Genomic DNA, 15331 nt, shown 5'->3' with positions numbered 1-15331 from the left:
ACCTGCCGCGCGGCCGCGGCGCTTCGCATGACCCCGGCCGTTGCGGAGGCGCGATGCTGAGAGCGATCTATCGCGCGGCCTGGTGGCTCATCGCGCCGCTCGCGGTGCTGCGGCTTTTCATCCGCTCGCGTCGCGAACGTGGCTATCGCGAGCATATCGGCGAGCGTTTCGGCTATAGCGCAGGGCGCTTGCCCGAGGACGACGCGCCGCTCATCTGGGTGCATGCCGTTTCGGTGGGCGAGACCCGCGCGGCGCAGCCGCTCGTCGAAGCGCTGCTGGCGGCGCGTCCCGACGCGCGTATTCTGCTCACGCACATGACGCCGGGCGGCCGCGCCACCGGCGAGCAACTCTTCGGCGACCGCGTGCTGCGCTGTTACGTGCCGTACGACATGCCCCACGCGGTACGGCGCTTTCTGCGCGCATGGCGCCCTTCGCTCGGCCTCGTGATGGAAACCGAGGTCTGGCCCACGCTCATCGACGAATGCAAGCACGCCGACGTGCCGCTCGTGCTCACCAACGCGCGCATGTCGGCGCGCTCGTACAAGCGCGCGGCGAAGTTCGGCGCGGGCGCGCGCGAGGTGTTCGGCGGTTTCACGCGCGTGCTCGCGCAAAGCCCCTCGGACGCGGAGCGCCTGACCGCGCTCGGCGCGCGCAACGTGGCGGTGCTCGGCAACCTCAAGTTCGACATGGCGAGCCCACCGGCGCTGATCGCGCGTGGCCGCGACTGGCGGCGCGCGATAGGCGAGCGGCCGGTGTGGGTGGCGGCCAGCACGCGCGAAGGCGAGGAGGAACTCGTGCTGCAGGCCTTCGCCGCGCTCGATGTTCCCGATGCGCTTCTGATCCTCGTGCCGCGCCATCCGCAGCGCTTCGACGAAGTGGCCGCGCTCGTGGAGCGCAAGAATTTCAAGCTCGAACGGCGCTCGCGTTGGGCGCCGGCTGCGGCTTCGGCGGCTTCGGCGCACGAGGGCGTGCGACTGCTGCCGCAGGACGTGAGCGTGCTGCTCGGCGATTCGATGGGAGAGATGGGCGCTTATTACGCTGCCGCCGACCTCGCGTTCATCGGCGGCAGTCTCTTGCCGCTTGGCGGCCAGAACCTGATCGAAGCGTGCGCCGTGGGCGTGCCGGTGCTGATCGGGCCGCACGTGTTCAACTTCACGCAGGCCACCGCCGACGCCACGGCCGCGGGCGCGGCGCTCCAGGTTCAGGACCCCGCCGATCTCGCGCGCGCCTTGCGCGAACTCTTCAACGACAAGTCGCGCCGGGTCGCCATGGGCGCGGCTGCTGCCGCATTTGCTTCGCGCCACCGTGGCGCGACCGCGCGCACGGTGGACGTGCTGCAGGCTCTCGTTTCGGACGTGTGACGTCCGCAATTAATACAGGAAAACTAACTGGAAACGAATGCATCGCTGCGCATTTCACGGTGTCTGTTATTTGAAAGTTCGCTGTTTGAAAGGGTCAAACGCGGCGACATGAAGGGCGATTTACAGACACCTGAAGGGTGTTTCATAGATGCGTGAAAGGGTCAAGTGGTTGCATGCCTCAACCACGCCGTTACGCGCGGCGATGTGTACGTATGCGCACATACGCCCAAGTCGGGGCGCGCGTGTACTGGGTTCACGTGGTTGAGTTGCGTTCGAGCCGCGTCATCGTAAGGAACGCATTGCCAGATATCGGTTCGCTGGCGTCCGTTTCACCGATATGCAGCCAGCGAAGGACCGCTCATGCTACCGACGATTACCCAGCAGGTGCTGCCGGTTCCGTCCGCGACGGAAATCCTCGATAGCGCGCCCAGCCGAGCCGCGCCTCGCAGCGTAGCGGCGCACGAATATTGTCCCCACGTCGACGGATTGCGCGCGATCGCGGTGGCGGGAGTCATTCTCTTTCATGCGTTCCCAAGCCGTATGGCAGGCGGATTCATCGGCGTCGACGTTTTCTTCGTCATATCCGGATATCTCATAACCACCATCATCCTTTCCGGTCTCGAGCGGGAAAAATTTAGTATTGCTGATTTTTACGGGAAGCGTATTCGCCGGATCTTTCCCGCGCTGCTTCTCGTATTGCTCTTTTGTGCGTCTGCCGGCTGGTTCGTGCTACTGCGCGACGAGTACCGGCAACTCGGAAAACACATCATCGGCGGGACTTCCTTTTCGCAGAATTTTGTTTTGTGGAGCGAGAGCGGTTACTTCGATAGCGACCACGATGCCAAACCCTTGTTGCACCTCTGGAGCCTTGCGGTCGAAGAGCAGTACTACATATTTTGGCCCTTGCTCCTGAGCTATGCATGGACGCATCGCTGGCGGTTCACGGCCATGAACGGCGCGATCATTGCGGTGTCCTTTGGCCTGAGCGTCTGGCTTGCCTGGCGCGATCCGGTTGCGGCCTTCTACTCGCCCCTTTCCCGCTTCTGGGAGTTGATGATTGGCGGCTCGCTTGCTTACGCCGCTTTGCACCGCTCCGATCTGGTCGGTCGTTATGGCAACGCGCTCTGTGCGCTGGGTATGGGCCTGTTGCTGTCGGGATTTCTGCTGACCAATCACGAGCGAGCGTTTCCGGGATTCTGGGCACTTCTGCCAACGATGGGGACTTTCCTGGTCATCGCCGCGGGTTCAGGCGCGTGGATCAATCGCACCATTCTCTCGAGTCGCCCGTTCGTAACTTGCGGACTGATCAGCTATCCGCTTTATCTCTGGCATTGGCCATTGCTGTCGTTTGCGCATTTTATCTGGCCGGACAATGGTCACATCACAAAGATCGCGGTGATATCGCTTTCCCTGTTGCTCGCATGGCTCACGCACCGTTTCGTCGAGAGGAAGATACGCTGGCATCGTGCTTCGAACCGAACCGCGCTTCTGCTGTTTGCAGGCCTTGTGTTGATGCTGGGCAGCGGCGTCGCGATCAAGGACGCGCTTATCGCGTCGCGTATCGACACCGTCAAGCTCGCGACGCGGGGCGGCTGGGACTTCCTGACGGCAACGAGCGCGGACGGGAAAACGCGCGACGGTATCTTCCCGTTGCATCAAGACCGGAAGGCTACGACGCTTTTTATGGGCGATTCGCACGTCGCTCAGTACGCCGAACGAATCTACCGGGATGAAGAAAGTAGCGGATCAAGAAATGGAGCTATTTTTGCTGTTGCCGCTGCTTGCCCGCCCATCCCGCACGTCTTCGATCACGATCTCCAGGCCGATTCTGTATGCGGTTCGATCCGTCGCGATGCGCTGGCGAAGGCGGCGAACAGCCGGGTAACGAACGTCGTGATCGGCGGATATTGGAGCTATTACTTCAACAGCATGGGCTATTACATCGTCAGCAACGGGAAGCAATGGAATCTCGACACGCCCGTTGGAAGAGCGGCCGCATTCGCCGCGCTGGATGGGGAGATCAAGGAATTGCAGGCGCAGCACAAAAAGGTCTATGTGCTGCTCGATAATCCGGTGGGTGATCCGTTCGACCCGCACGTGTTCTTGCCGAGAATCGGACGTTTCGATCCAGATCAGGCCGGGGGGCGCGTGAAAATCGATGGTCTGCAACAGAGCATTCGCGAGGAACTGATCGCGCTAGCGGAGCGCGATCATGCCTCACTCATCGACCCCGAATCGCGACTCTGTGTGGATGAAGCCTGCATCCGTCTCACGGGGAAAGGGTCGGCGCTCTATGTGGACAGGTCCCATCTAAACCCGGACTGGATCGTAGAGCATGCCGATTACATCGATTCGTCGATCTGAGAGATCGGTGGCGGTGCATCAATCCGCGACGAAGAGGCCTCGCTTTTCGATGAAGGCAATCACTTCCCCAAGCCCATCGAGCGCCTTCAGATTACACATCACGAAGGGCCGCTCGCCGCGCATCTTTTTCGCGTCGGAGGCCATGACGTCGAGGTTCGCGCCCACGAGCGGCGCGAGGTCGGTCTTGTTGATGACGAGCAGGTCCGACTTCGTGATGCCGGGGCCGCCCTTGCGTGGAATCTTTTCCCCGCCCGCCACGTCGATCACGTAGATCGTGAGGTCCGAAAGCTCGGGGCTGAACGTCGCCGCGAGATTGTCGCCGCCCGATTCGATGAAAACAATGTCCGCGTCGGGAAAGCGCGTGAGCATCTGGTCGACGGCTTCGAGGTTGATCGACGCGTCTTCGCGGATCGCCGTGTGCGGGCAGCCGCCCGTCTCCACGCCCATGATGCGCTCGGCGGGCAGGGCGCCCGCAACGGTCAGCAGGCGCTGGTCTTCCTTCGTGTAGATATCGTTGGTAATGGCGACAAGATCGTAGCGCTCGCGCATGGCCTTGCAGAGCATTTCGAGCAAGGTTGTTTTGCCGGAGCCGACCGGGCCGCCCACGCCGACGCGCAGCGGCGGCAGTTTCTTCGTTCGTTTGCTGGGTGCGTGCGAATTCATGGTTCGTGTGTGTCAGGAGCGGAAAAGCCGCGAGTATTGCGATTCGTGTCGCGCGGAAAGCACGCCAAGCTGCGACGCAAAGGTGTTTATTGCCTCAGGCGGGGTAGCGAGCGCGCGCGCCACGGCTTTTTCGATCTCGGGCCGCAGCGCGACGATGATGCGCTGGCCCGCGAGCTGGCCGAGCGGCACCGCCTTGAGCGCGGCGGCCGTCTGGTTTTCGATCCAGCTAAACGCGTAGGCGGCGAGCGCGGCTTCTGGCGCGGCGTCGTGCGCCCAGGCGGCGAATGCGTAGGCCGTGGGCTGCGCAATGGGCGTCATGCGTTCAAGCGTTGCGCGCCGCTGTGCGTCGCCCCATTCGAGTTGCGCGCAGAGTTGACGCAGCGACCAGCCCATCTGCGCGGTTTCGCGCCGCAATTCCGCCGACTCGCGGCTCGCGACGAATTCCTCGTTAGCGACAATGAGCGCGTGCGCGTCATGCTTACGCCAGCGTTTCATCTGGTGGGCCACGAACGGCAACTCGCCGCAAGCGAGCACGTTCGCGAGGCCGCCCGCTATCCAGTGCGCGGCGTCATCGGCGTTCGTGACGAGTTGCGCGTCGATTGCCGCTTCGAGTCCCTGCGAATAGCTGAACGCGCCGATGGGCAGCGCCGGCGACGCGAGATGCAGCAGTGCCGTGAGTTCAGCGATGTTCATGGCTGTGGTCGTGCGCATGGCCGTCGCAATGACCGTGATCGTGTCCGCAATCGTGGTCATGCGCGTGATCTTCTCCGTGCGTATGCGCGTGCCCGTGATGTTCGCCGTACACGCGTTGCGCGAGCGCGTAGTCTTCGGCGAAGGTTTCGTCGTGGCCGTGGCGGTGGCCGCCTCCGTATGCGCCCGCTTCGGGCTGAAAGGCCAACTGCACGCGATCCACCTGCGCGCCTAAACGCTTGAGCATGTCTTCGAGCACCGGGTCCGCTTCGAGCTTAAGCTCGTCCGCGCCCACTTCGACGGGCGTGTGGCGATTGCCGAGGTGATACGCGGCACGCGTAAGCGTTAGGCGGTCGGGCGCGCGCACGCGCAATACGCTCTCGGCTGCCGCGATCACGCGAACGAGGCCGCCGTCGTCGGCCACGAGCATGTCGCCGTCGCGCAGTACGGTGCCGCGCGGCAGCACCACGCCCACTTCCTCGCCGGTGTCGAGCGTGGCCGCGAAGCGGCTCTTGCACCGCGCGTCATAAGCGAGCGTGAGGGTGGCCGCGCGCTGCATGAGCACTGGCGCAAGCTTCGCGGTGAGTCGTTTGTCGATCGTACGCATGACTAAACTTTAGAACAGGAAGTAACGCTGCGCCATCGGCAGGACCGTGGCGGGTTCGCAGGTGAGCAACTGGCCGTCGGCGACAACCTGGTACGTTTCGGGATCGACGCTGATCGTGGGCTGCCACGCGTTGTGAATCATGTCGGCCTTCGTCACGCTGCGGCAGTTGCGGACCGCGACCACGCGCTTTTGCAGCCCGTAGCGCTCGTGAACGCGCTTGTCGAGCGAAAGCTGCGAAACGAAGGTGAGCGACGTTTGCGCGAGCGCGCGGCCGCGCGTGGCGAACATTTCGCGGTAGTGCACGGGCTGTGGCGTGGGAATCGAGGCATTCGGGTCCCCCATCTGCGCCAGCGCGATCATGCCGCCCTTGAGAATGAGCGAGGGTTTGATGCCGAAGAACGCCGGCTCCCAGAACACGAGGTCGGCCCATTTGCCCGGTTCGAGCGATCCCACTTCGTGCGCAATGCCATGCGTGAGCGCGGGATTGATCGTGTACTTCGCCACATAGCGCTTCACGCGGAAATTGTCGTGGCGCGCGCCGTCCTCGGGCAGGGCGCCGCGTTGCACCTTCATTTTGTGCGCAGTCTGCCACGTGCGGATGATCACTTCGCCCACGCGGCCCATTGCCTGGGAATCCGAAGAGAGCATCGAGAGCGCGCCGAGATCGTGAAGAATGTCCTCGGCGGCAATGGTTTCGCGGCGGATGCGCGACTCGGCAAACGCAATATCTTCGGCAATCGACGGGTCGAGGTGGTGGCACACCATCAGCATGTCGAGATGTTCGTCGAGCGTGTTGATGGTGTACGGGCGCGTGGGGTTCGTCGAAGAGGGCAGCACATTCGCTTCGCCGCACACCTTGATGATGTCGGGTGCGTGGCCGCCGCCCGCGCCTTCGGTGTGGTACGTGTGGATCGTGCGGCCCTTGAAGGCGGCCACCGTCGCTTCCACGAAGCCCGATTCGTTGAGCGTGTCGGTGTGAATGGCCACCTGCGTATCGGTTGCGTCCGCAACGCTCAGGCAGTTGTCGATAGCGGCCGGCGTCGAGCCCCAGTCCTCGTGCAGTTTGAGGCCGATCGCGCCAGCGGCGATCTGCTCCTCCGCGGGTTTGGGCAAGCTCACGTTGCCCTTGCCGAGAAAGCCGAGGTTGATCGGCCAGCCGTCGGCGGCCTGGAGCATGCGCTCCATGTGCCACGGGCCTGGCGTGCACGTGGTGGCGTTGGTGCCGGTGGCGGGCCCGGTGCCGCCGCCCAGCATGGTCGTCACGCCGGAGGCGAGCGCTTCGTCGATCTGCTGCGGGCTGATGAAATGGATATGCGTGTCGATGCCGCCCGCCGTGACGATCTGGCCTTCGCCCGCGATGACTTCGGTCGCCGCGCCGATCGGTATCGTCACGCCCGGCTGAACATCGGGGTTGCCCGCCTTGCCGATCTTCCAGATGCGGCCGTCCTTGATGCCGATGTCGGCCTTCACGATGCCCCAGTGATCGACGATCACGGCGTTGGTCACGACCGTATCGGCGACTTCGGCATGCAGGCGCTGCGATTGACCCATGCCGTCGCGGATCACCTTGCCGCCGCCGAATTTCACCTCGTCGCCGTAGACGGTGTAGTCACGCTCGATCTCGATGATGAGTTCGGTGTCGGCGAGGCGCACGCGGTCGCCCGTGGTCGGGCCGAACATCTCCGCATAGGCGCGGCGGACGATCTTCAATGTCATATCGGATTCCTGATGAAATCGCTGTGTTCGTCCGGGCGCGCTCAGAGCGGGCCCATCACCCGGCCGTTGAAGCCGTAGACGGCGCGGTCTCCCGCGAGCGCCACGAGTTCCACGGTGCGCTCCTGTCCCGGCTCGAAGCGCACGGCCGTGCCTGCTGCAATGTTCAGGCGAAAGCCGCGTGCGGCTTCGCGGTCGAACGAGAGTGCGGCGTTGACCTCGTAGAAGTGGAAATGCGAGCCGATCTGAACAGGGCGGTCGCCCGTGTTCGCGACCTTCACGGTGACGGTTTCGCGGCCTGCGTTGAGTTCGATTTCGCCGTCGTCGATCAGCATTTCGCCGGGGATCATGTGCGCGGTTCCTTTCGACTCAGGGAATCGGATGGTGAACGGTGACGAGCTTGGTGCCGTCGGGGAAGGTCGCTTCGACCTGGATGTCGGGAATCATCTCGGGCACGCCCTCCATCACGTCGTCGCGAGTGAGCAGCGTGGTGCCGTAATACATGACCTCGGCGACGGTCTTGCCGTCGCGGGCCGCTTCCATCAGCGCCGCGCTGATGAACGCGACGGCCTCGGGGTAGTTGAGCTTGAGGCCGCGGGCGCGGCGCCTTTCGGCGAGCAGCGCGGCGGTGAAGATCAGGAGCTTGTCTTTCTCGCGTGGCGTGAGCTTCATCGTTCCGGGTCGGTTGGGGCAAGGCTGTCGGCCCAGCTTACGTGAGCCTGGTTACGGACAGCTTGCGGCCTCGCGCGCGGCGCGCGCGAATCGATGCAAGCTCACAGCAAGGTGTGTGCCAGTGAAGGGGACAGCGTGGATGCACCAACTACGGGTGACTTTTGCACCGAACTGGCGTGGCAACGCCGCGCCACTGTGCGTTCGCGCATCGTGCGCACCACATCGGTGCGCGCTTCAATCTCAGGTGGTCCACAGCCGCAGCGGCGCGGCCTTTACGCCATGCACGAACGGCCGCAGTGCCGTCCAGCATTGCGTGAGCGTGTTCTGCAGCGGTTCCATCGAGCGCGCAACCACGCGCACGAGCAGGACACCAGGCGCGACGCAGGTCGCGCCCGCGCGCTGCGCATCGTCGAACGGCAGCATGGGGGCGAGATCTTGCGCCAGCGCTTCGTTGCACGCGGGGCCGATTGCCCACAACACGCCGAAAGCGGGGTAGCCCGCGAGGCCTTGCGGCGCGTCGCGCAGCGGGTCGTTGGCGTCGAAGAGCGCGCGTTCGAGCCACAGCAGTTGATCGTCGCCGCCGCGTTCCGGCGCCGTGCGCGTCACGCGCGTGAGCGAGCGCACCATGCCCGCCGACCAGCGCTCGCCCGCGGCCTGGCGGCCCAGTTGCGTCGCGTCCCAGCCGATGGCCGTGGCGCCTTCGCCGAGCGCGAGCGCGAATTCGAGTTCGGCGTGGGCGTGATCGAATACGAGGTTGTTCTGCGGCAGCCAGTCGAGCTTCGCGCCTGCGCCCACGCGTACATGGATGCGCTGACGCGCCACGCGGCCGTTCGACTTGTACCACTTGGTCGCGCCCGGCGTGGTGAGCACGGCGTGCGCGCCATCGCCCACGTTCACGTCGATGTCCAGCCGGTCGCCGCCCGCAATGCCTGCCGGCGGATGCACGATTACCGCGTGACAGATCGCATCGCCTTCGGGGTAGAGCGGTCGTTGCACGCGCAACGGCCCCGCGTGCAGGCGATGCGTGAGCGCAGTGCGCGTGCCCTGCCGCTCGAAGCCGAGTTCGAGTTTCGCGGCCCATTCCTGGTGTGCGGTGCTGCGAAACGTGGCGTTGGCGAGGGCGGCGTGATCGACGTGGAGCGACATGCGTGGCAAGGAGGGCAAGCGGAGAATGGCGTGGAGAATAGCATGCTCCATCCACGCTCAAACCGCGATCAACTCCCGCACTCCATCGGCATCCATGCTCGCGCCCGCGCCGCCCGCGACGATTTCGCCACGGCTCATCACCCAGTAGCGGTCCGCGATGGCTTTGGCGAAATCGTAATACTGCTCGACCAGCAGCACCGTCATGTGCATCTCTTCCACGAGCCGGCGCAACGTGCGGCCGATGTCCTGAATGATCGAAGGCTGAATGCCTTCGGTGGGCTCGTCGAGAATGAGCAACTGCGGATCGCTCATCAGCGCGCGGCCGATGGCGAGTTGCTGCTGCTGGCCGCCCGAGAGGTCGCCGCCACGCCGCGCCTTCATGTCCTTGAGCACGGGAAAGAGTTCGTAGATATGCGCGGGCACGCCAGACGGCATGCGCTTCTTGCTCGCCGCGCCCACCAGCAGATTCTCCTCGACGCTCAAGCGCGGAAAGATATCGCGGCCTTGCGGCACGTAAGCGAGGCCGTGCGCCACGCGCGCATGCGTGGGCAGCTTCGTGAGCGCCTCGCCGCGCCATGCGATGGAGCCGTTCTTCGTCGGCACGACGCCCATGAGGCAGCGCAGCAACGTGGTTTTGCCCACGCCGTTGCGCCCGAGCAGCACGGTGAGTTCGCCGTTGGGCACCGTCATCGAGACGTTGCGCAGAATGTGGCTGCCGCCGTAGTACTGGTTCAGCGATTCGATAGTTAGCATGGCTGATAATGTCGATGCGGACCTAGCGGCCCAGATACGATTCGATCACCGCTTCGTCGCGCTTCACGTCGTCGAGCGTGCCGTGCGCAAGCACGCTGCCTTCGGCCATCACCGTCACGCGGCCGGCTTCTCCCGCAAGCGCGGCGACGAACTCCATGTCGTGCTCGACCACCATCATCGAGCAACTGCCGCGCAAGCGGTTGAGCAGCGTGGCGAGTTCCATGGTTTCGTCGTCGGTCATGCCGGCGGCGGGCTCGTCGAGCAGCAGCAGTTGCGGCTTCTGCATGAGCAGCATGCCGATTTCCAGGCGCTGCTTCTGGCCGTGCGACAGCTCGCCCGCGAGCCGCCGCGCGTCGCTTTCCAGGCGAATCACTTCGAGCGTTTCCTCGATCTTCGCCTGCGCCTCGCGCCCCAGGCGCGCGCGCAGCGTGGCGAACCAGCCCTTGTCGGCTTTCATCGCGAGTTCGAGGTTTTCCCATACGGGATGCTGCTCGAACACCGTGGGCTTCTGGAACTTGCGGCCAATGCCCGCGCGCGCAATGGCCGGCTCGTTCATGCGCGTGAGGTCGAGCGTCTGCCCGAGGAACACCTTGCCCGAATCGGGTGCGGTCTTGCCCGTGATGACGTCCATCATCGTGGTTTTGCCCGCGCCGTTCGGGCCGATCACGCAGCGCAATTCGCCCGCGTCGATGACGAGCGAGAGCTTGTTGAGCGCGCGAAAGCCGTCGAAGCTCACGGTCACGTCTTCCAGATACAGGATCGTGCCGTGCGAGATGTCGATGGCGCCGGGCTCGACCACGTGCCCGAGATCGGCCACGCCGGAGAGCGCGAGTTCGTCGTACTTGAGGGCGTCGTCGAAGGGATTGTGGTTGAGCGGGTCGTTGAGCAGGCTATGTCCGTTCATGGGCGTTCGCTCCGCGCGGCGGTCCGCGTAGTGATCCGCGCAGTGATCCGCGCAGTGATCCGATTACGGATGAGTTCGATGAGTCCCATGATGCCGTTGGGCAGAAGGAGCGGCACGAGCACGAACATGAGGCCGAGGAAGAACAGCCAGTATTCGGCGAAATGCGCGGTGAAAAAGCTCTTTGCGCCGTTCACGGCGAATGCGCCGATGATGGGCCCGATGAGCGTGCCGCGTCCGCCCACAGCCACCCAGATCGCCATTTCGATCGAGTTGCCTGGCGACATTTCGCTGGGGTTGATGATGCCGACCTGCGGCACGTAAAGCGCGCCCGCAATGCCGCACAGGACGGCCGAGACGGTCCACACGAACAGCTTGTAGCCAAGCGGGCTGTAGCCGAGGAACATGAGGCGCGTTTCGCCGTCGCGCACGGCGGTCACGACGCGGCCGAGCTTCGACGTGACGATGGCGCGTGCGCCGAGAAACGCGAGCACCAGCACGGCGAACGTGAGCAAAAACAGCACGGTGCGCGTGCCCGGATGCGTGATCGGCATGCCGGCGATGCGCTTGAAGTCGGTAAAGCCGTTGTTGCCGCCGAAGCCGGTTTCATTGCGGTAGAAGAGCAGCATCGCGGCGAACGTCATGGCCTGCGTGATGATCGAAAGATAGACGCCTTTCACGCGCGAGCGGAACGTGAAGAAGCCGAACACCCACGCCACCGCGGCGGGCGCGAGCACGACGAGCAGGAGTGCGTACCAGAGATGCTCAGTGCCTTGCCAGTACCACGGCAGCGCATGCCAGTCGAGAAACACCATGAAGTCGGGCAGATTGCTGCCGTACTTGCCGTCGTGACCGATCTCGCGCATGAGATACATGCCGATGGCGTAGCCGCCCAGCGCGAAGAAAAGGCCATGGCCCAGGCTCAGAATGCCGCAATAGCCCCACACGAGATCGAGCGCGAGCGCGGCGATCGCATAGCACATGAGCTTGCCGCCCAGCGTCATCGCATAGGCGGAAAGATGCATCGCGCTCGATTGCGGGAGCACCAGGGCGCAAAGCGGCACGCCCACGCCGATTGCGAGGATCAGCACGATAAGCGCGAGCCAGGCGCGCGGCGAGAGCAGGGCGGGGCGCGCGGGCAAGCCGAGCGCGAAGGTTTCGGCGCGCCCGGATTCGCCATGCGGTGCGCCCAGCGCGTGACGCGTGGAAGGGGAAGTGACGCTCGTCATGTCATGCCTCCGCGCTGCGGCCCTTGAGGGCGAAAAGCCCTTGTGGACGCTTCTGGATAAAGAGCACGATCAGCACGAGCACGGCGATCTTCGCGAGCACGGCGCCCCAGAACGGCTCGATGGCCTTGGAGACGAGGCCGAGCCCGAAGCCGCCGATCACGGTGCCCGCGATCTGCCCGACGCCGCCCAGCACGACGGCCATGAACGAATCGATGATGTAGCTCTGGCCGAGATCGGGCCCGACGTTGCCGATCTGCGAGAGCGCGCAGCCGCCGAGGCCCGCCACGCCCGCGCCGAACGCGAAGGCCCACGCGTCCACGCGCGCGGTTCGCACACCTACGCATGCGGCCATGCGGCGGTTTTGCGTGACGGCGCGCACGAAGAGGCCAAGACGCGTTTTCGTGAGCACGGTCCACGCGACGCCCACCACGATCAGCGAGAACGCGAGGATCGCGAGGCGGTTGTACGGCAGGATGAGATTGGGCATGACGCTCACGCCGCCGCTCATCCACGAGGGGTTTTCGACCTGCACGTTCTGCGCGCCGAAGATCATGCGCGTGGCCTGAATGAGGATGAGGCTGATGCCGAACGTGGTGAGCAGCGTTTCGAGCGGGCGGCCATAAAGATGGCGGATCACGAGCCGCTCGATAACGGCGCCCACGAGCGCCGCGGCGACGAACGAAGCGGGAATCGCAAAGAGCGGATACCAGTCGAACGCGCCGGGCGCGTAGCGCTGCACGAGCGTTTGCACGACATAGGTTGCGTACGCACCGATCATGAGGAACTCGCCGTGCGCCATATTGATGACGCCGATGAGCCCGTACGTGATGGCGAGACCGAGCGCCGCGAGCAGCAGCACGCTGCCGAGCGAGAGGCCCGCGAACAGCGTGCCGGCGATCTCGCTGCGGCGCTGGATGGCGTCGAGCGCGTCGATGCCCTGTTGTGCCGCGGCGCGCACGGCGGCGTCGGGCTCGTTGTACGCGCCGCTCGCGTTCTTCGCGACGAGCGGGCGCAGCAGTTCGTACATGTCGAGATCGTGGCGCGCCGCGACGAGCTTCGCGGCTTCGAGACGCGTTGCCGCATCCGGATCGTGCAGCGCCGTCATGGCCCAGAGCGTGTCGAGGCGGCGCTTGAGCGCCGGGTCGGTTTCCTTCGCGCGCGCGGCGTCGATCATCGGCTTCATGGCCGGGTCCGGGTTCTTCAGCAGTTGCGCGATGGCGGCGCGGCGCGTTTCCAGGTCAGGCGAGGCGAGTTGCAGGCCCGAGACCGCGCCCGCTACCTTCGAGCGCAGGATGTTGTTCAGCGTGATGGGCTGCGCGCTCGATGCGACGTTGGCGGCGACGGGCTTGCCCGTTGCGGCGTCGCGCGCGTTGTCGCCATCCTGCACGAGCACTTCGCCGGAATCTGTCGCCGTGACGTTGTCCTCGGCGAGCGCTTTGAGGAGCGCGAGCGAAGCGGCGTCGTGCGTGGCGATGAGCTTGTCGATGGCGGCGGATTTCGCGTCGAAGTCGTCGCCGGCGAGCGGCGCGACGTCGGCCGCATCGAGCGCGTGCGCGCCAGTGCACAGCGCGGTGAAAAGCGCAGCCGCGGCGAGCGCGTGGCGCAAGCCCGCGCGCGCGTACCTCGGGAGTGAGAGAGCCATGATGTTTTCTTTTTGATGCGGGCCGCGGCGCAACAGCTTGCCGCGGCCCGCAGACGGAGCGCGCAAGCGCGCGCGAATACTACGTCAGGCCACGCGCGAGCGGCGCAGAAAGCCAGGCAGCGTGGTCGAGGTGACCACATCGGGCTTGCCTTCGTTGCCCGCGATGAACGGGCTCCACGGTTGCGCGCGAATCGCGGTTTTCGTTCTCCACACTACGTTGAACTGACCGTCGCCGCGAATTTCGCCGATCATCACCGGCTTGTGCAGGTGGTGGTTGCCGTCCATCGTGAGCGTGAAGCCCGAGGGAGCCGCCACGCTCTGGCCGATCATGGCCACGCGCACCTTGTCGACGTCGGTGCTCTTTGCCTTCTCCACGGCCTGCTTCCACATATGGATGCCGACGAAGGTCGCTTCCATCGGGTCATTGGTCACGCGCTTGGCTCCGCCGGGCAGGTTGTTCGTCTGCACCCAGGATTCGAATTGCTCCTTGAACTTCGTATTGTTCGGGCCTTTCACCGACATGAAGTAATTCCACGCCGCGAGGTGTCCCACCAGCGGCTTCGTGTCGATGCCGCGCAATTCCTCCTCGCCCACGGAGAACGCGACCACGGGCACGTCGGTGGCCTTGATGCCCTGATTGCCGAGTTCCTTGTAGAACGGCACGTTCGAGTCGCCGTTGATGGTCGAAACGACGGTCGTCTTTCCGCCTTGCGAGAACGTCTTGATGTTCGCGACAATCGTCTGATAATCGCTGTGGCCGAACGGTGTGTAGACCTCCTGAATATCGCTGTCCTTCACGCCTTTCGAGTGGAGGAACGCACGCAGGATCTTGTTGGTCGTGCGCGGGTACACATAGTCGGTGCCGAGCAGGAAGAAGCGCTTCGCACCGCCGCCTTCGGCGCTCATCAGGTATTCCACGGCAGGAATGGCCTGCTGGTTAGGCGCGGCGCCCGTGTAGAACACGTTGCGCGACATCTCTTCGCCTTCGTATTGCACGGGGTAATAGAGCAGGCCGTTCAGTTCCTCGAACACCGGCAGCACCGACTTGCGCGACACCGAGGTCCAGCAGCCGAACACGCACGCCACCTTGTCCTGCGTGAGGAGCTGGCGCGCCTTTTCGGCGAAGAGCGGCCAGTTGGAGGCCGGATCGACCACGACAGGCTGGATCTGACGCCCCATTACGCCGCCGTTCTTGTTGATGTCGGCAATCGTCATCAACGCGGTGTCTTTTAGTGAGGTCTCCGAAATGGCCATCGTGCCCGAGAGCGAATGCAAAATGCCTACCTTGATCGGCCCGCTGCCGGTGTCCGCGTGCGCGAACGGCATGCGCCCCGCAGCCGCGAGTGCGCCCGACATCGTCCCGAGTTTCAACAGACTGCGACGTTTCATTTTTGTGCCTCTTGTCCGTGAGTGAGTCGTGGGCCGTGGCGCGTGGGTTGTTTATGGTCTTGCGCGCCGCCCGGTGTGTGTGGCCAGTCTTGCGTACACCCTTCTGCAAGCGTTGTGCCAGCGCGAAGGTAAAGCGCGAGGCTTGCGCCATAAGGCGCGCGGCGATGCGGGGCGCATCGCGGGGAGCGCAACGGGCGGGCG

The 15331-nt window shown here is 64.6% G+C and carries 14 protein-coding genes; 2 read left to right on the top strand and 12 right to left on the bottom strand.

The annotated features are described in order from the left end of the window. Window positions 1-53: 53 nt before the first annotated feature. Together waaA and U5768_RS11805 are read left to right on the top strand one after the other, a co-directional pair. Window positions 54-1361 carry a lipid IV(A) 3-deoxy-D-manno-octulosonic acid transferase gene (waaA, locus tag U5768_RS11810; protein WP_322030578.1) on the top strand — a complete coding sequence of 436 codons (1308 nt, stop codon included), beginning with the start codon at window positions 54-56 and terminating at the stop codon, window positions 1359-1361. A gap of 360 nt (window positions 1362-1721) precedes the next feature. Then, a complete protein-coding gene (locus tag U5768_RS11805; RefSeq protein WP_322030577.1) occupies window positions 1722-3725 on the top strand; it encodes an acyltransferase family protein in 2004 nt (667 codons plus the stop codon). Window positions 3726-3743: 18 nt separating this feature from the next. Here U5768_RS11805 and ureG read toward each other — a convergent pair whose 3' ends face one another. The 12 genes from ureG to urtA form a co-directional block, all read right to left on the bottom strand. Continuing rightward, window positions 3744-4388: an urease accessory protein UreG gene (gene ureG / locus U5768_RS11800; RefSeq protein WP_322030576.1), complete on the bottom strand. Its 645-nt coding sequence runs from the start codon at window positions 4386-4388 to the stop codon at window positions 3744-3746. Window positions 4389-4400: 12 nt separating this feature from the next. Next, entirely contained in the window at window positions 4401-5081 is a 681-nt protein-coding gene (locus U5768_RS11795) for an urease accessory protein UreF (protein WP_322030837.1), read from the bottom strand. Next, on the bottom strand, window positions 5068-5685 hold the full coding sequence (ureE, locus tag U5768_RS11790; RefSeq protein ID WP_322030575.1) for an urease accessory protein UreE: 618 nt from the start codon (window positions 5683-5685) through the stop codon (window positions 5068-5070). The genes U5768_RS11795 and ureE overlap by 14 nt, the downstream gene beginning before the upstream one ends. A gap of 9 nt (window positions 5686-5694) precedes the next feature. Further along, window positions 5695-7401 carry an urease subunit alpha gene (gene ureC, locus U5768_RS11785; protein WP_322030574.1) on the bottom strand — a complete coding sequence of 569 codons (1707 nt, stop codon included), beginning with the start codon at window positions 7399-7401 and terminating at the stop codon, window positions 5695-5697. 41 nt (window positions 7402-7442) lie between these two features. Further along, a complete protein-coding gene (locus U5768_RS11780) occupies window positions 7443-7748 on the bottom strand; it encodes an urease subunit beta (protein WP_322030573.1) in 306 nt (101 codons plus the stop codon). Window positions 7749-7767: 19 nt separating this feature from the next. Then, entirely contained in the window at window positions 7768-8070 is a 303-nt protein-coding gene (ureA, locus tag U5768_RS11775; protein ID WP_322030572.1) for an urease subunit gamma, read from the bottom strand. A gap of 240 nt (window positions 8071-8310) precedes the next feature. Then, entirely contained in the window at window positions 8311-9216 is a 906-nt protein-coding gene (locus tag U5768_RS11770; protein WP_322030571.1) for an urease accessory protein UreD, read from the bottom strand. 57 nt (window positions 9217-9273) lie between these two features. Next, the gene (gene urtE, locus U5768_RS11765; RefSeq protein WP_322030570.1) at window positions 9274-9969 is read right to left on the bottom strand and encodes an urea ABC transporter ATP-binding subunit UrtE; all 696 of its coding nucleotides are present in this window, start codon (window positions 9967-9969) and stop codon (window positions 9274-9276) included. A gap of 22 nt (window positions 9970-9991) precedes the next feature. After that, on the bottom strand, window positions 9992-10873 hold the full coding sequence (gene urtD, locus U5768_RS11760; RefSeq protein WP_322030569.1) for an urea ABC transporter ATP-binding protein UrtD: 882 nt from the start codon (window positions 10871-10873) through the stop codon (window positions 9992-9994). Next, on the bottom strand, window positions 10870-12099 hold the full coding sequence (urtC, locus tag U5768_RS11755) for an urea ABC transporter permease subunit UrtC (RefSeq protein ID WP_322030568.1): 1230 nt from the start codon (window positions 12097-12099) through the stop codon (window positions 10870-10872). Before urtC ends, urtD begins: the two co-directional genes overlap by 4 nt. Before the next feature lies 1 nt (window position 12100). Continuing rightward, on the bottom strand, window positions 12101-13741 hold the full coding sequence (gene urtB, locus U5768_RS11750; RefSeq protein ID WP_322030567.1) for an urea ABC transporter permease subunit UrtB: 1641 nt from the start codon (window positions 13739-13741) through the stop codon (window positions 12101-12103). Window positions 13742-13825: 84 nt separating this feature from the next. Continuing rightward, entirely contained in the window at window positions 13826-15130 is a 1305-nt protein-coding gene (urtA, locus tag U5768_RS11745) for an urea ABC transporter substrate-binding protein (protein WP_322030566.1), read from the bottom strand. Window positions 15131-15331: the final 201 nt, after the last annotated feature.

The organism is Paraburkholderia sp. J76 (genome assembly GCF_905220295.1).
GTDB lineage: Bacteria > Pseudomonadota > Gammaproteobacteria > Burkholderiales > Burkholderiaceae > Paraburkholderia.
Note: the sequence above shows the minus strand (reverse complement) of the source record. Positions and strands in the feature narration are given on the sequence as shown.